This is a genomic window from Pseudoalteromonas sp. OFAV1, from assembly GCF_021532595.1.
Classification (GTDB): Bacteria; Pseudomonadota; Gammaproteobacteria; order Enterobacterales; family Alteromonadaceae; genus Pseudoalteromonas; species Pseudoalteromonas lipolytica_C.
On record NZ_JAKGBG010000006.1, the window covers coordinates 55,713 to 71,570 of the forward strand.

Below are 15,858 nucleotides of genomic sequence, written 5' to 3' on the forward strand. Positions count from 1 at the left end.
TTAACTGTTGACTACTATTTGCTTAGATTAGCGTAGCTCAACAGGAACGGCAAATACTATGTTCTCTTCTTCACCAGGATTTTCAACAACTTGATTACCACCTAGTTCTTTTAAACGAGTAATAACCTGTTGAACTAAAACTTCTGGCGCAGATGCCCCAGCAGTCACGCCTACGGCATTTACATTGTTAAACCAATCCGCCTCAACATTACTTGCATCATCAATTAAATAAGCAGTGGTGCCCATTTTGTCAGCAAGCTCACGTAAACGATTTGAGTTAGAACTATTTTTAGCCCCTACTACAAGCAGTACATCCACTTTATCAGCTAAGTCACGAACCGCATCTTGACGGTTTTGCGTAGCATAACAAATGTCGTCTTTACGCGGACCATCAATGGCCGGAAACTTAGTACGTAGTGCATCAATCACATCTGCCGTATCATCAACAGATAACGTGGTCTGGCTACAGTAAAAAAGGTTTTCAGGATTTTTAACAGATAAAACGGCAACATCTTCAGGGGTTTCTACTAAGTAAATACCGCCCGCTTCGTTGTCGTACTGACCCATAGTACCTTCAACCTCAGGATGGCCATGGTGACCAATCAATACACACTCAATACCTTTACGGCTGGCTCGGGTTACTTCCATATGTACTTTTGTTACCAGTGGGCAGGTTGCATCGAACACTTTAAGGTCGCGACGTTTTGCTTCACTTCGAACGGCTTGCGATACACCATGCGCACTGAAGATAACAATACTATCGTCAGGAACCTGATCTAGCTCTTCAACAAAAACTGCACCGCGATTTTTTAAGCCATCAACAACATATCGATTGTGAACCACTTCATGACGCACATAGATTGGCTTTTCAAAGATATCGAGTGCGCGCTCCACAATACTAATTGCACGGTCGACACCAGCGCAAAAACCACGTGGATTCGCTAATAAAATATCCATTAACCTGTTACCTCTAAAATATCGACTTCAAAGGTTAAGCGCTGCCCTGCAAGTGGGTGATTAAAGTCAATTGTGACCGACTCACCTTGAACTTCACGAACAAGACCTGGTAACTCAGTGCCATCAGGCTGAGTAAAGGCAATAATGTTACCTACTTCAGCAGGGGTATCCGCACCAAACTTACTGCGATCTACATAATAAATGTTATCTGGATTTGGCTGACCAAATGCATCTTCAGGCTCTAATGCAAATGACTTGCTGTCACCGGCGGCTAAACCTAGTAAACATTTTTCAAAGTTTTCTGTCAGGCTACCATCACCCATTCGCAATTTTGCAGGTTTATTATGTACCTTAGTTGAGTCGGCTGCAGAGCCATCTTCTAACTTAATTGAGAAATGAAAGATCACTTCAGAGTTTTCACCAATTACAGCTTGGCTCATGCTTGTTGCTCCTTCGGACTTTCGCCTGTGAAGGCATCAAATAATAGTAATGCGGCACCGATACAAATTGCGCAATCGGCAATATTGAAAACAGGAAAGTGCCAGTTTTCGTAATATACATGCAAAAAATCAATAACATAGCCATAAGCAATGCGGTCATACAAATTGCCAATTGCACCGGCTAATACTAACGCATATGCAGAACATAATACCTTGTTCGTCGCGGGTAAGCGTTTAAGCCACCATACTAAAAGAACACTGATCGTTACCGCTATTATGCTAAAAAACCAACGCTGCCAACCACCTGAATCACTTAAAAAGCTAAATGCCGCACCATAGTTATGTACGTAGGTAAAATTAAAGAAAGGCAGAATATCTATCGACTCTTTGTAGGCCATGGTGTTAACAACAAGTGTTTTTGTCGCATGGTCTACTACTAAAAGTAGTAGACTCAGCCATAGCCAAACTAAGCCACTTTTTCCGGCTAGTTTGCTCACAAACAACTCCTACGCGAACTGACGCTGTTCACCATCGCCGTCAACATTGCTAACACAACGACCACAGATTTCAGGGTGCGCTGGCTCTGCACCTACATCATCACAGTAATGCCAACAACGCTCACATTTTTCAGCGGTTGTTGCAGCAACTTTAATGAATAAACCATCAATTTCTGTAGCTTGAGTACCTTCAGGCTGTGCTTTCACAGTTTCAACAGTTACGCCCGAAGTTAATAGCACAAAGCGCAACTCATCACCTAACGCAGCTAATTTCGAACTTAGCTCTTCACCTGCGTAAATACTTACGTTTGCTTGTAATGTTGCACCAATGATTTCTTCTTTACGAGCCGCTTCTAGCACACGGTTTACTTCATCACGCACGTTTAGGATTGTTAACCAATCATCGTTGCTGAACTTGCCTTGTGAAGAAGCTTGTAAGCCATCGTACCACACTGAAGTGAATACAAACTTGTCACGCTCACCAGGTAATGCTTCCCAGATTTCTTGCGCAGTGAAGCTTAAAATCGGCGCCATCCAACGCGTCATTGCTTCAGCAATGTGGTAAAGCGCAGTTTGACATGAACGACGCGCATGGCTGTCGCTTTTCGCTGTGTACTGACGGTCTTTAATAACGTCTAGGTAGAACGAACCAAGTTCACCAGTACAGAAGTTCATTAGCTTTTGCGTTACAAGCAGCATTTGATACTTATCGTAAGCCGCTAAGATTTCATCTTGAAGCTCAGCTGCACGGCCCACAATCCAACGATCAAGCTCAACCATGTCTTCAATCGCAACTTTATCAGTTTTTGGATCAAAACCATTAAGGTTCGCAAGTAAGTAACGGCTTGTGTTACGAATACGACGGTAACGGTCAGCAGAACGTTTAAAGATTTCATCAGATACAGTCATTTCTGCTGTAAAGTCAGTTGATGCAACCCATAAACGTAAGATGTCAGCACCTAGTTTGTTCATCACGTTTTGTGGCGAAATTACATTGCCTAATGATTTAGACATCTTGCGGCCGTTTTCATCAACTGTGAAACCATGTGTTAACACTTGCTTATATGGCGCATGACCATTGATAGCAACCGAAGTCATCATTGACGACATGAACCAACCACGGTGTTGATCTGAGCCTTCTAAGTAAAGATCAGCAGGACCGGTTAAATCTTCACGTGCATCAACCACACATGCGTGAGTCACACCTGAGTCAAACCATACATCTAACGTATCTTGTACTTTCATGTATTGCTCAGCGTCATCGCCAAGTAAGGTTGCAGGGTCTAAGTCATACCACGCTTGAATACCTGATTTCTCAACCAGTTTTGCGGCTTCTTCGATTAGCTCTTGCGTATTTGGGTGAAGCGCACCTGTGTCTTTATCAACAAATAATGCAATTGGCACACCCCATGTACGTTGACGTGAAATACACCAATCAGGACGGCCTTCAACCATGTTTGCAATGCGGCTCTCGCCCCACTCAGGCAACCACTCAGTCTTTTTGATTTCGTTTAATGAATCTTGACGAAGGTTAGCTTGGTCCATGCTTACGAACCACTGTGGCGTAGCACGGAAGATAATAGGTGTTTTATGACGCCAACAATGTGGGTAGCTATGTGTAAGCGCATGATGGTGTAATAACGCATTGTTTTCAGTTAATACGTCAATCACGCTCGCATTTGCTTTAAATACGTGCTGACCTGCAAACATCGGTGTGTCAGGTAAGTAAACACCGTTAGCACCAACCGGATTAGCAACTTCTAAACCATAAGCAAGACCTGCCGCGAAATCCTCTTGACCGTGACCAGGCGCAGTATGAACAACACCAGTACCAGAATCAGTCGTTACGTGATCAGCAACAATTACAGGCACTGTGAAGTCATAGAACGGGTGAGCAACCTGTAGATTCTCAAGTGCCGCACCTTTTACATAACCTAGTACATGGTAATGCTTAAAGCCATAACGGTCCATTGCATCTTTTACTAGCTCTGAACCTAAAATTAAACGCTGCTGTGCGCCTTCGTCATCAACTTGAACTAGGGCATATTCAAGCTTTTCGTGAACTGCTACTGCACGGTTAGCTGGTAATGTCCAAGGTGTAGTTGTCCAGATAACAGTACTAACTGCACCGCTACCTTCATGGCCTTCGGCAAGTTCAAACGCATTGATTACAGCCTCTTGATCAGCAAATTCAAAACGCACATCGATTGCTGGTGACTGTTTATCTTGGTATTCAACCTCTGCTTCAGCAAGTGCTGAACCACAATCTGTACACCAGTGAACAGGCTTAGCACCTTTATGTAAGTGACCATTTTTAATGATGCGACCAAGTACGCGAATAGCATTCGCTTCAAAGTCAAAGTTCATTGTTAGGTAAGGCTTGTCCCAATCACCAAACACACCAAGACGTTTGAAGTCTGTTTTTTGACCTTCAACTTGTTTCTTAGCATATTCGCGACACTTTTCACGGAACTCAGCAGAAGACACTTTGACACCTGGCTTGCCTACCTTCTTCTCAACCATTAACTCAATTGGTAAACCGTGACAGTCCCAACCAGGCACATAAGGTGCATCAAAGTCAGACAAGGTTTTTGACTTAACAATAATATCTTTAAGAATTTTGTTTACCGAGTGGCCTAAATGGATATCACCGTTTGCATACGGAGGGCCGTCATGCAAAATGAAGGTTTTTTTACCTTTTTTAGCGCTGCGAATTTGACCATAAAGATCGTCTTCATACCATGTCTTAAGCATCTTTGGTTCACGTTGAGCCAAATTGCCGCGCATTGGAAACGCTGTTTCCGGTAAATTCAAAGTATGTTTGTAGTCGCTCATTAATCCTACTTTCCGTATCGGCTACCTAATTTAAACCAAAACACTGCTTAGCGGCGGTCACATCATCTGCAATCTGCGCCGTCAGTTGTGTTAATGTCTCGAATTTTTTCTCATCGCGAAGCTTTTTAATTAGCTCCACGTGCATAAATTGTCCATAAATGTCTTGCGCAAAGTCGAACAGATGAACCTCTAACAAAGCGCGTGTTCCATTAAATGTGGGTTTGTTGCCAATATTTGCAACCCCAAATAATTCTTTTTCGCCAACTTTTGCTCGTACCGCGAACACCCCATTTACAGGGCATACTTGGCGTTTTAATGCTATATTGGCCGTTCTGAACCCTAATTCACGACCTTTTGCCCAGCCATGAATAACACGTCCAGAAATTGCATAACCATGACCTAACATGGTTTTTGCGTCTTCTAATTGCCCTGCAGCAAGTGCCTGGCGAATAAGAGTACTGCTCACTCTATCATTGAGCCTGCGAAAACTCGCAGTACTTTTCACATCCATGTTTAACTCAGCACCCATGGTTTTAAGCAACGCAAAATCACCACGGCGCCGCTTTCCAAAGCAAAAGTCATCGCCAACAGTTAATGCTCTAACGCCTAGCTTTTCAACCAAAACTTGGCTGACAAACTGCTCTGCTTCCATATTGGCAAATTGCTGATTGAAGCTAATGCAAATCACCCGCTCCACTCCCAATTTAGCAAGTAAGCTAAGCTTATCACGTAGTCGAGTTAAACGCGCTGGAGCATTATCTTTAGCAAAAAACTCTTGTGGCTGAGGCTCAAATAACATCACGGTACTTGGCAATTGATGCTTTTCTGCGTCTTGCAGCAAGCCTTTAATCACTTCTGCATGACCTAAGTGCACACCATCAAAATTACCAATGGTCAACACACAGCCATAATGCTGCGCGCGAATATTGTGAATACCTCTAATTAACTCCATGCCACCTTTTTGCCTTTATCAGCGAGCCCAAAACATTGATATCGGGCTTGAAGCGCCGATTATAATCTTTTTTTTAGTTTGATTCAGTAGTTGCAACACTTTTTATCGTATTTAGTCGCACGCCTAAAATGAATAAGGCTGCAAAATATACAAAAACCGCCAACACTAATAACCCGCCCAACAACAACACTTGCTCAGTAAAGTGCCAAGCTTGCCACATAAATTGCTGGCCTACGTACCACACAGACGCAGCCATTAATAAACTTGAAAACAAACACTTAAAGGTAAAACCAAGGCTCATCGCAGAAAACTGATAGACCCCTTCTTTACGTAATTGATGATACAACAAATAAGCATTACAACTAGCCGACATTGATGTGGCCAAAGCCAGACCTAAATAACCAATAAATGGTGCCAACATAATGTTAAACACCATGTTTAAAACCAGAGTTTTAATACCAATTTTAACGGGGGTTTTTGTATCTTGACGCGAATAAAAGCCTGGTGCTAACACTTTGATTAGCATAAAACTAACTAATCCCACTGAATAAGCCATCACACCGTAGCTCACCGCTTGGACATGATCAATTTCACCGTCCTGAAACGCACCGTGGTCAAATAAAACCGTAATAATAAGCGGGCTAATTACCATTAAACCAAACATGGCAGGCAAGCCTAAGAAAATAACAAACCTTACCCCCCAATCAAGGGTCAGCTGAAAATCTTTTGTACTTTTTGTGCTATGTAATTTTGACAATGCAGGCAATATGACCGTTGCGATACCAATACCAAATAAGCCTAGAGGAAACTCAATCAATCGGTCTGAGTAATAAAGCCAAGCGATAGAGCCTGTCATTAACATAGAGGCAATCATGGTATCGAGTAACAAGTTTATTTGGCTTATAGAAACGCCAAACAAGGCAGGTAGCATGAGCTTTCTAACTTTTTTGACGTTTTCATCTTGCCACCCCCATTTAGGGCGGCTCAGCATGCGGGCACGATACAAAAACGGCAACTGGAACAGTAACTGAACTAGACCACCCACAAATACGCCGATGGCAAGCGCATACGCCCCCACCGAAAACTTATCATGTAGAAAAATAGCGCAAGTAATAATTGATACGTTTAAAAGTACGGGTGTAAAAGCGGCAACGGCAAAGCGATTATATACGTTCATAACCGCACCGCTGAGGGCTACCAGACTAACAAAAAATAAATACGGGAAAGTCAGTTTTAACAGCGCACTAGCAAGAACGAACTTTTCGGCATTTTCGCCGCCTTGCCACCAGTCAATAAACCAGCCAGTACCAAATAATGCGGCAATGACAGGCGAGGCAACCACACCAAATAGAGTAACCGCTAATAAAATGGTACCCAAAGTACCGGCAGCCTGAGCAACAAACAACCTGACCTTATCATCGCCTTGCTGCTCTTTTATCTCAGATAGAACAGGTACAAATGCTTGTGCAAAAGCGCCTTCTGCAAATAAGCGACGTAAAAAATTAGGAATTCGATTGGCAAACAAAAACACATCCGCTGCGGCACTTGCACCCAGTAAATTAGCCACTACAGCATCTCGCACCAATCCTAAAATACGCGAAATCATTGTCATAGCACTGACTATCATTCCGGAACGAAATAATCCTTTTGCCACCTTAAACCCGTTATCAAAAATCTTATAAGATGGGCGATTATGCCTAAAATATCTTTAAAGCACTAGGCTCGAACCCGACCCTTTGTTACAATAGCGATATTAACTGCTAAAGCGGCAAATTGATGTTCGTTATAAGGAGCAGTTTTTCTTGAGATGTCAAAATTTCGTTGACATTCATGATAAAAACAGGCATATTCCACGGCCTTTAAATTAAGCTTATTTTAAGATTGTTAGGAGCAAACCTTGGCTAACATCAAGTCTGCAAAAAAACGCGCTATTACGAGCGAAAAAAATCGTCAACATAACGCAAGCCGTCGTTCAATGATGCGCACTTACTTCAAAAAAGTAGTTGCTGCAATTGAAGCGGGCGACAAAGAAGCTGCACAAGCGGCATTCGCTGTTGCAACACCTATCCTAGACCGTTACGCAACTAAAGGTCTAATCCACAAGAACAAAGCAGCTCGTCATAAGAGCCGTTTAGCAGCTAAAATCAAAGCGCTATAATTTGTTTTTGATGAATATAAAAAAACCGGCTTTTGCCGGTTTTTTTTTATCTTAATGTTTTTCAGATAACTGCTATGCAATCTCTAAATCGGGGTAAAACTTTTTCAGCATTACCGCGATCTTCTTTGGGGTAAAAGGCTTTACAACGAAACCTTTGGCGCCCTTTTCAATCGCTTCTTTAACATTTTCCACTGTTGAATGTGCAGACACCATAACAACGTTTGCTTCAGGTGAAATATCATTTATCTGTGAGATGATTTCCTTACCGTCACCATCAGGTAGTTCAATATCTAAAAAGATAATATTAAACTCCTTCTCTTTGCACGCGCTCAAACACTGCGCTGCTGTGGATGCCTCTCGAACATTATCGATACCTAGGTGCATAAGCGTTTGGTTTAAAAAGCTACGCACGGTGCCAACATCGTCCACGATAAGAATTGAAAGCTGCGTGTCCATACTATTCCTCTAATCTTTAAAGATAACACTTATTGCTAATACAATATTAACTTAAATAAATAATTTACGCTTTGAATTTGACTATTATATCAAAAACTTCGTTATAATCTCATTATAGAGAGCTATATATAAAAGGCCAGATAAGCTTTATGTCTAATAAAATAAAAAAACAATCTTTGCTTGGTAAAACACCTGAACGAAAAAAACCAACACAAGCAAAGCGACAAAGACCAGTAAACCAACAACAAGCACGTGCACAAGCCGCGCAACAAAGCATTCCTGAAATCGAGCTTAAAAAAAGTAAAGCACGTTGGTATACACTCGCAGCGGTTGTATTAATTCTACTAATTACACCAAAACCTATTTTAATCACCTATGAAAAGCTTGGTATGGTATCTCAGAGTGTGTTCTGGCCAGGCATTTTTGGCTATGGAGCAAACTTATTTGATTCAACCCTCAGTCCCCGTGCAGACCTAAGTCGTAACGTTATTTATCTTTGCCAAGATAAGCGTAAACCAGACACTTGCCAGAAGTACCGTGTGACAGATAAAAGTGGTTTCTTCGCAGCAATGAAAAAACTAACAATAGATTAAAAAAACTAATCTGAAAATTAAAAATTACTTGGTTGAAAGCTGTGTAAAAGATCACCATAATGGCGCTCCTTTTTCAACACAGATATGAATTGATACGACCATGGTAAACGAGCTAGATTGGCTTTTAAACTTAACGCTACTTGCCCTAGGATTAGGTGCATTTTTTATTAACCAGCTGACATTACTACGTTTTGCAGCGATCAGCGCGTGTAGTTTATTGTTTCTATCATTTAGCTTAGATCTAATGTCGTCAAGTGTTATCTCGAATATGAGCTTAGTGTTGATCAATACATTTTATTTATTCAAGGTCTATACATTTGGCCAACTGAATATCAATCAAGGTTAATCTTCTCCTAAGATAAATTGATAGAATAGGCTATCCCATCTATCATCTTTTCTGCCCAAGCAGCATTCTGTTTGGGCTTTTTTTTGCTTACAAGATGACTGAACTGAGATACCATATTAGTCGTATATAAATAATTTGGAGGTGCACTGTGTCATTTAACGACTTCGACTTATTTCTTTCGTCAATGGAAGACGTAAAACCTCTTAAGCATGACACTGTTCAATTTGATTCCACGAAACAAGGCCCTTCACTAGCGCAACAAGAAAAACGCAAAGCAGCTGAGTGTGATTTAGCAATTGATGAAAACTATTTACGCAGTGAGTTTGTTGAGCTGTTAGATCCCCATGCCATATTGGCATTTAAAAAAGATGGTGTACAAGGCCAAGTATATAAAAATCTGCGTTTAGCTAAATATCAACTTGATGCCACGCTTGATTTGCATGGTCAGCCTCTTCAACGAGCTCGCAGCACGCTTTTAAATTTTATTGATGACTGCCACAAACGAAATATTCGTGTCGTGCTTATACGCCACGGCATTGGTATCAAAAATAAATCACAACCAGGTATTTTAAAAAGCTATACCAATAAGTGGCTGCAAGAAATTCCAGCAGTTTTAGCGTTTCATAGTGCCCTTAAGCATCATGGTGGTAGCGGTGCAACGTATGTGATGATTAAAAAGTCAGACGAGAAGAAACACGAGAACAGAGAAATCCATTCAAAAAGAAGTTAATAGAAAATGCGATTGAAGTGCAGCATTAAAACATGCTGCACATAATTACTGAGATTGGTTGGTTATGATTGGCTAACTTCAGTGGCCTGAGCTGGCTGCTCCGATGCATTAGCTTGATTAAACCATGCTGAAACACCAAGAACGATAACTGACACTACGACTAGACTAAATTTAGCTCCACCTTGATTAGATTTCATAACGCCTCTTTTTTATTGTTGTTTTTTTATTGAGCAACAACAGAATAACAAAGTTACAGATGTTAACAAGGTGTTTATTAAACTAATTTGTAATTTGTCAATAACCTTTTGTTCTATCAATCTGATTCATTAGGTTTTTACCTTCGATTAGTCTCTTTACATTATCTGAAATTTGCAAAGTAACTGACTCTATATCTGACAATGCAGCACAGTGTGGGGTTAAGGTCACTTTGTCATGAGACCAATAAGGGTGTGTTTTAGGCAAAGGCTCTTCGCTAAACACATCTAGCGTAGCGCCACGTAATTGCTCATTATCAAGTGCCTCGAGTAAATCTTCATCAACGACATGTTTGCCTCTGGCAACATTAATTAGTACCGTATGGCTTTGCAGTTTGCTAATGAGTGATTTATTTATAATGCCTTGAGTGTGCTGATTAAGTGGTAGTAAGCAAACGAGATAATCAATTTGACCAAGCATGTCATCTAATCCATGCTGTGTGTAATACGTGTCCACCTCAGAATCATGTTTTTCACTATTAGACCAAGCGCTCACTTTAAAGCCATTTGCAAGTAAGCGCTTAGCACAAGCTTTGCCTAGTTCACCATAACCTAAAATACCCACATGTTGCTGTGAATACGCTCGCTTTGGCTTCCAACTGCCGGCTGATTGTTTTAAATAATACTCTTTAAGCCTAAGCTTGTGTGCCAATACATGGGTCAACACATACTCTGCCATATCATTAGCCAGGTTATCATCAACAATTCTAACAACGGGAACATGTGCAGCTATCTTCGTTAAATCAATGCTATCAACACCCGCACCAAAAGAAGAAACGGCTTTTAAGTTTACTAATTTTGGCCATAAATCAGCGGGCGCATTCCAAGCAAGCACAAATTCAACCGCTTCGTAATCAGTACACTCTGACCAAAGCTGTACCTTGACCTCTGGTAATAAAGCTTGCAGCTTAGCAATTAATTGGCTGCAATCTCGGCCTGTTATAGCCACAAGTAAAATCATTGTCTTCTCCATTTTGCCTCGTACTCAAAGCGCTCATTAAAAAGTCACACAACTGCAACCTAACTGTCACAGCAAACTCTTAACCTAATTTCATCGCTAAATGCGCTTAAGATTGAGGTGTGTATGATCAGTGTTGATAAAGTAATAGAAGCAAATTTACCACAGTTAGAAAATTCACCAAAAGTAAAAGGCTTAGTAAAAAAAGGCTTGGGTTATTTATTACATGAGCAAGAGTTTGTTGCCTTTGGTGATGCATACCCACACTTACAAGGACTTGAATTTGTAGAGCAGGTGCTCGAAGAGCTAGACTTTGACACACGCTACAAGCCAAAGCAAATGGAGCATATTCCTAGTGAAGGCAATATTATTATTGTGGCAAACCATCCTATTGGTTCACTCGATGCATTAGCGCTAATAAAAGTCTTATCAACTGTGCGCCCTGACTTAAAGGTTGTTGCAAACCGCATGCTAATGTCTATCACCCCAATGCACTCGTTGCTACTTCCCGTTGATAACCTCTCTGGTACGAGTAAAAAGAAAGAACTTGCTAATATCCAACAGCACTTAAAATCAGACGGTGCGTTATTAATTTTCCCTGCAGGTGAGGTATCGCGCTTAAGTCCAACGGGAATTAAAGACTGTAAATGGAACAGTGGTTTTTTACGTATGGCAAAAAAAGCTAACGCGCCTATTTTACCTATTTACATCAAAGCGAAAAACAGCCCGCTATTTTACGGCACCTCAATGATTTATAAACCATTAGCCAGTTTGTTATTGGTCAAAGAGATGTTTAAACAACGACAAAAATCATTAGAGTTTGAAATTGGTGCATCTATCCCACCTGAGTCATATTTAATCGAGAATTTAAAAGATAAAGAAATAGCTCAGCTGATAAGAAAGCAACTGTATCGACTTATTACTAAAAAACCTCTGCCGTTAAAAACACAAACCCCCATAGCCAGCCCAGAAGCGACTAAAGACCTTAAAAAAGCCATTGAGGAGTGTGAATTATTAGGTGAAACCTCTGATGGAATGAAAATCTACTTATATCAATACTGTGGCAGCTCGCCGATTTTTCGTGAGCTAGGCCGACTGCGTGAAATTGCGTTTCGCGCAGTCGGTGAAGGCAGTGGTAAACGCCGAGATATAGATAAATACGACATGGATTATCAACACCTTGTACTATGGGATGCCAAACAACTTGAACTAGTTGGCGCATATCGACTTGCCTGCGCACAAGACATCATAGAAAAACATGGCCGCAAAGGTTTATATACCGATAGCCTATTTAGCTACAGCGATGATATGGCACCGTATTTAGAAAAAGGTATAGAGCTTGGTCGAAGCTTCGTGCAACCCAAATACTGGGGCAGAAAGAGCCTAGATTATTTGTGGTTTGGCATCGGCGCATTCGTTAACCGTTACCCGCAATACCGCTATTTGTTTGGCGCGGTTAGTGTGTCAAATGCACTACCCGAGCAAGCTAAATCGCTACTAGTTCATTATTACCAACATTATTATGGTGCTAAACAAGTGTTAGCAATCCCCAATAATGAATATCGTCATACAGAATCACAAAAAGCACAATGTGCTCAGTTATTTTCTGGTAATGATATTAAAGAAGATTTTGTTGAACTTAAACATGTGCTTGCCAATATCGGCGCACAGGTCCCAACCCTATTCAAACAATACACTGAACTTTGCGAGCCAGGCGGCGTACAGTTTTTAAGTTTTAGCATCGACCCTGAGTTTAATAATTGCATTGATGGATTAGTACTTGTCGACTTAGATAAAGTAAAAGCCAGTAAAGCCAAAAGGTATTTGGGACAGACACGCTAATAGTCATTAAAAAATAAGTCGGCATGTTCGCCGACTTTTTCTTTTTTAACTAAATATATTTCTAAGCGCAGCTAAATATATTTGCTCAATAGTTTTTAAGTCTACTATGGGTACGTGTTCATTAACTTGATGAATGGTATGGTTTCGCACGCCACATTCAATCACTTGCGTGTGCTCATTGGCAAAAAAACGACCATCGGATGTGCCACCACTTGTACTAAGCATTGGAAAGCTGCCAGTTACTTCGTGCACAGCTTGTTCAAGCTGCTGCAACAAGCAATTACTTGCTTGATGCAGGGTATAAAATGATTCACACGGACGCTCCCAAACAAGCGTTAGCTGCGATGCTAAATCAGCCAATGCAAATTGAATTTCTTCTTTAACATCTTTGCTCTTATAGCCATGACTATAACGCACGTTAAAGGTGAGCTCACACTGAGCAGGAACAAGGTTATCGACCACATTGGCAATATTAATTCCGGTTACTTGCAGTGTTGTTGCCGAGCTAGCTTCATCTTTGTGCCAGCTAATTGCCATTAAGCGCTTTACAACCTCGGCACTTAAATGTGCTGCGTTTATGGTGTTTTCTGGATAGGCAACATGCCCTGCTTTACCTTGAATAGATAATCGTGCAGACAGCGCACCCCGCCTGCCATTTTTTATGGTATCACCCACATGCTGATGGCTTGTTGGCTCACCAACTAGGCAACCATCAAGCACAATACCTTGTTTGGCAAGACGCTCAGCAATCAGTAAAGAGCCGTATTCAGCCTCGCCCTCTTCATCTGAGGTAATTAACCAGTAAAATGTGCCGCGTTTATTGCTATTTTGCGCTAAAAACCGTTTGGTTGCGCAAAGCATAGCGGCAACACCGCCTTTCATATCTGCTGCGCCACGGCCATAGACACTGCCATCCACTATCTCGCCACTAAATGGATCAACTCGCCAATCACCTTGCGCTGCAGGTACCACATCAATATGACCTGAAAAAGCAACGATAGGGCCTTCGCCAAAAGTGATTTTAGCAATTAAATTAGTAACATGATTAAAACTAAATACCTCACAATCAAAACCTAGCTGGCTTAAGTTACTTTCGAGCCAGTCAATTGCCCCAGCTTGTTCGGGCGTTACCGATTTAAATCGGATCAAGGTTTGTAATGTTTCTACCACCTCAGATTGCACTGATAGGTGCGTTGCTAACTCTGCATTTGATATCAAACTCATAATAACCCTAGTTATGTAGAAAGCTTGGGTTATTACAACGAGAGTTTATGACCGCAATGTGAAACTTAAATTAATGATTTCCTTCTTCAATGAGGGTTTCTTGGGTCACTTTAGCAATGTCTTTGTCTTCTTTGGTTAATTGTGTTCGTTGCCAGCGACCTGCTGCGAACCATAAATAAGTAATAATTGCCACAAGTACATTAGTAATAGCAAACGAATACCATATGCCCTGTGGTCCCAGTGAGGTATGTTTAGACAAAATATACGCTGCAGGAAATTGAATAACACATTGCGAGAGCAGTGACACAATCATCGCATTGAGCATGTTTCCTGAAGCCCTAAATGCAGCAACAACACAAAGCTGCACGCCTATTCCGCCCCAAGTTAAGCACATGACGCGAATGAACTCAGCGCCACCAGCAATAACAGACTCATCATCAGGAATGAAAAAAGCCACCAAGTATTCAGCAAATACATAAGCTAAAATGCCCACTAATGTCAGGCCTAACAGCCCCCAAAGCGCGGCTAAACGTGTTATTTGTGCTGCACGCTGTGGGTTTCCTGCTCCCATGTTTTGACCTACCAAGGTAGAAACGGCCATTGAAAGACCCATTGCCGGGATCATCACCATTTGCAAAATATTAGAGCCAACACCATAAGAGGCAATGGTGTGCGTACCAAAGCTGGCAACCAAAAACGACATAATAATTAACCCAAAGGCTCTTGCAGAGAGTTCAACCGAGCCAGGAGCCCCTAAAAAGAACGCTTGTTTCATATATTGCCAATCTGGTTTGAAGCTAGAGAGTTTAAGTTGAATGCCGTGACGGCCTCGCAAAAATACCCAAACGCCAATTAATGCCGCTAAACTTTGCGTAATGAGAGTGGCTAATGCCGCCCCCATTACGCCAAAACCAGAGAAATCACCAAATCCAAAAATCAGTAAAGGGTCGAGTACAAAATTGAGTAAAACAGTACCGCTAACAATATACAGTGGCACCTTAGTTTGCCCGATGCCACGCATTAAGGCCTGAAACATGGCATAAATAAACACAAACACAACACCAATGAAAGACACATGCATAAACTTAAGCGCATCACCAAACACTTGCTCTTCAACGCCTAATAAAGTCAAAAAGTAAGGCGATAACACATAACCTATTAAACCAAGTATGGTTGCGGTAATTGTCACCATTAACATGGTTTGAGCAGCAACATGGTTTACCTTATCTTGCTGGCCAGCTCCCATATATTGAGCAGATAAAATGGCTCCCGCCATTGCCAACCCTGAGCCAATAGCAATCACTAAAAAAGTAACCGGCATACTGACAGAAACGGCAGCTACTTGCTCTGCCCCCAAGCGCCCTACCCAAAAAGCATCGGTTAACTGATAAGCAGACTGCAAAATATTAATTAAGATGATCGGGATACCTAATTTAAGTAACGCTTTTGAAATCGAGCCATGAAGAAATAAATGCTGGGGAGCAGCCATGAAACACACCTAATAAACTAATAACATCGTTAGTTTAACAGCCGCAACTGAATATAAAGTCAATGAGAGTCAATCTTTTTTTCGCTGTACCCGTTTAAAAACTTAATCTAAATCAATAAATGGCTTC

16 protein-coding genes are annotated in these 15,858 nt (G+C 41.3%); 5 read left to right on the plus strand and 11 right to left on the minus strand.

The window, feature by feature from the left end:
* Positions 1 to 27: 27 nt before the first annotated feature.
* From ispH to murJ, 6 genes are all read right to left on the minus strand, one after another.
* Entirely contained in the window at positions 28 to 957 is a 930-nt protein-coding gene (gene ispH, locus L1267_RS05240; protein WP_138556832.1) for a 4-hydroxy-3-methylbut-2-enyl diphosphate reductase, read from the minus strand.
* On the minus strand, positions 957 to 1,397 hold the full coding sequence (fkpB, locus tag L1267_RS05245; RefSeq protein WP_135925593.1) for an FKBP-type peptidyl-prolyl cis-trans isomerase: 441 nt from the start codon (positions 1,395 to 1,397) through the stop codon (positions 957 to 959). Before fkpB ends, ispH begins: the two co-directional genes overlap by 1 nt.
* On the minus strand, positions 1,394 to 1,894 hold the full coding sequence (gene lspA, locus L1267_RS05250; protein WP_135925595.1) for a signal peptidase II: 501 nt from the start codon (positions 1,892 to 1,894) through the stop codon (positions 1,394 to 1,396). Before lspA ends, fkpB begins: the two co-directional genes overlap by 4 nt.
* Before the next feature lie 9 nt (positions 1,895 to 1,903).
* On the minus strand, positions 1,904 to 4,729 hold the full coding sequence (ileS, locus tag L1267_RS05255) for an isoleucine--tRNA ligase (protein WP_235382277.1): 2,826 nt from the start codon (positions 4,727 to 4,729) through the stop codon (positions 1,904 to 1,906).
* 25 nt (positions 4,730 to 4,754) lie between these two features.
* Positions 4,755 to 5,681 carry a bifunctional riboflavin kinase/FAD synthetase gene (gene ribF, locus L1267_RS05260; RefSeq protein WP_235382278.1) on the minus strand — a complete coding sequence of 309 codons (927 nt, stop codon included), beginning with the start codon at positions 5,679 to 5,681 and terminating at the stop codon, positions 4,755 to 4,757.
* A 73-nt stretch (positions 5,682 to 5,754) separates the two neighbouring features.
* Positions 5,755 to 7,335 (minus strand): murein biosynthesis integral membrane protein MurJ, encoded by a 1,581-nt coding sequence (gene murJ, locus L1267_RS05265; protein WP_328247144.1) that lies wholly within the window; start codon positions 7,333 to 7,335, stop codon positions 5,755 to 5,757.
* A gap of 243 nt (positions 7,336 to 7,578) precedes the next feature.
* Between murJ and rpsT the strand changes: the two genes are divergently transcribed.
* On the plus strand, positions 7,579 to 7,839 hold the full coding sequence (gene rpsT / locus L1267_RS05270; RefSeq protein WP_036967030.1) for a 30S ribosomal protein S20: 261 nt from the start codon (positions 7,579 to 7,581) through the stop codon (positions 7,837 to 7,839).
* A 72-nt stretch (positions 7,840 to 7,911) separates the two neighbouring features.
* On the opposite strand, the gene L1267_RS05275 is transcribed toward rpsT, so the two are convergent.
* On the minus strand, positions 7,912 to 8,295 hold the full coding sequence (locus L1267_RS05275) for a response regulator (protein WP_235382279.1): 384 nt from the start codon (positions 8,293 to 8,295) through the stop codon (positions 7,912 to 7,914).
* Between the two features lie 149 nt (positions 8,296 to 8,444).
* Here L1267_RS05275 and L1267_RS05280 point away from each other — a divergent pair, with 149 nt between their 5' ends.
* The 3 genes from L1267_RS05280 (at position 8,445) to smrA (ending at position 9,964) form a co-directional block, all read left to right on the plus strand.
* Positions 8,445 to 8,888, plus strand: coding sequence for a hypothetical protein (locus L1267_RS05280; protein WP_135925608.1), 444 nt, complete (start codon positions 8,445 to 8,447; stop codon positions 8,886 to 8,888).
* Between the two features lie 100 nt (positions 8,889 to 8,988).
* Positions 8,989 to 9,234: a hypothetical protein gene (locus L1267_RS05285; RefSeq protein ID WP_135925610.1), complete on the plus strand. Its 246-nt coding sequence runs from the start codon at positions 8,989 to 8,991 to the stop codon at positions 9,232 to 9,234.
* Between the two features lie 148 nt (positions 9,235 to 9,382).
* The gene (gene smrA, locus L1267_RS05290; RefSeq protein ID WP_199526988.1) at positions 9,383 to 9,964 is read left to right on the plus strand and encodes a DNA endonuclease SmrA; all 582 of its coding nucleotides are present in this window, start codon (positions 9,383 to 9,385) and stop codon (positions 9,962 to 9,964) included.
* Positions 9,965 to 10,026: 62 nt separating this feature from the next.
* Here smrA and L1267_RS23620 read toward each other — a convergent pair whose 3' ends face one another.
* Together L1267_RS23620 and L1267_RS05295 are read right to left on the minus strand one after the other, a co-directional pair.
* On the minus strand, positions 10,027 to 10,161 hold the full coding sequence (locus L1267_RS23620; RefSeq protein WP_268842578.1) for a hypothetical protein: 135 nt from the start codon (positions 10,159 to 10,161) through the stop codon (positions 10,027 to 10,029).
* Positions 10,162 to 10,258: 97 nt separating this feature from the next.
* Positions 10,259 to 11,179: a 2-hydroxyacid dehydrogenase gene (locus L1267_RS05295; protein WP_235382280.1), complete on the minus strand. Its 921-nt coding sequence runs from the start codon at positions 11,177 to 11,179 to the stop codon at positions 10,259 to 10,261.
* Positions 11,180 to 11,302: 123 nt separating this feature from the next.
* On the opposite strand from L1267_RS05295, the gene L1267_RS05300 reads away from it, so the two are divergent.
* Positions 11,303 to 13,018 (plus strand): GNAT family N-acyltransferase, encoded by a 1,716-nt coding sequence (locus L1267_RS05300; RefSeq protein ID WP_135925617.1) that lies wholly within the window; start codon positions 11,303 to 11,305, stop codon positions 13,016 to 13,018.
* Between the two features lie 45 nt (positions 13,019 to 13,063).
* Here L1267_RS05300 and dapE read toward each other — a convergent pair whose 3' ends face one another.
* Positions 13,064 to 14,242 (minus strand): succinyl-diaminopimelate desuccinylase, encoded by a 1,179-nt coding sequence (gene dapE, locus L1267_RS05305; RefSeq protein ID WP_235382281.1) that lies wholly within the window; start codon positions 14,240 to 14,242, stop codon positions 13,064 to 13,066.
* A 70-nt stretch (positions 14,243 to 14,312) separates the two neighbouring features.
* Entirely contained in the window at positions 14,313 to 15,731 is a 1,419-nt protein-coding gene (locus tag L1267_RS05310; protein ID WP_235382282.1) for an MATE family efflux transporter, read from the minus strand.
* Positions 15,732 to 15,858: the final 127 nt, after the last annotated feature.

What these genes read in the sequence shown, in the direction of transcription:
- L1267_RS05310 (WP_235382282.1), bottom strand. Translation starts at nt 15,731, where the DNA reads ATGGCTGCTCCCCAGCATTTATTTCTTCATGGCTCGATTTCAAAAGCG.
- ispH (WP_138556832.1), bottom strand. Translation starts at nt 957, where the DNA reads ATGGATATTTTATTAGCGAATCCACGTGGTTTTTGCGCTGGTGTCGAC.
- ribF (WP_235382278.1), bottom strand. Translation starts at nt 5,681, where the DNA reads ATGGAGTTAATTAGAGGTATTCACAATATTCGCGCGCAGCATTATGGC.
- L1267_RS05300 (WP_135925617.1), top strand. Translation starts at nt 11,303, where the DNA reads ATGATCAGTGTTGATAAAGTAATAGAAGCAAATTTACCACAGTTAGAA.
- ileS (WP_235382277.1), bottom strand. Translation starts at nt 4,729, where the DNA reads ATGAGCGACTACAAACATACTTTGAATTTACCGGAAACAGCGTTTCCA.
- L1267_RS23620 (WP_268842578.1), bottom strand. Translation starts at nt 10,161, where the DNA reads ATGAAATCTAATCAAGGTGGAGCTAAATTTAGTCTAGTCGTAGTGTCA.
- L1267_RS05285 (WP_135925610.1), top strand. Translation starts at nt 8,989, where the DNA reads ATGGTAAACGAGCTAGATTGGCTTTTAAACTTAACGCTACTTGCCCTA.
- fkpB (WP_135925593.1), bottom strand. Translation starts at nt 1,397, where the DNA reads ATGAGCCAAGCTGTAATTGGTGAAAACTCTGAAGTGATCTTTCATTTC.
- dapE (WP_235382281.1), bottom strand. Translation starts at nt 14,242, where the DNA reads ATGAGTTTGATATCAAATGCAGAGTTAGCAACGCACCTATCAGTGCAA.
- L1267_RS05275 (WP_235382279.1), bottom strand. Translation starts at nt 8,295, where the DNA reads ATGGACACGCAGCTTTCAATTCTTATCGTGGACGATGTTGGCACCGTG.
- L1267_RS05295 (WP_235382280.1), bottom strand. Translation starts at nt 11,179, where the DNA reads ATGATTTTACTTGTGGCTATAACAGGCCGAGATTGCAGCCAATTAATT.
- L1267_RS05280 (WP_135925608.1), top strand. Translation starts at nt 8,445, where the DNA reads ATGTCTAATAAAATAAAAAAACAATCTTTGCTTGGTAAAACACCTGAA.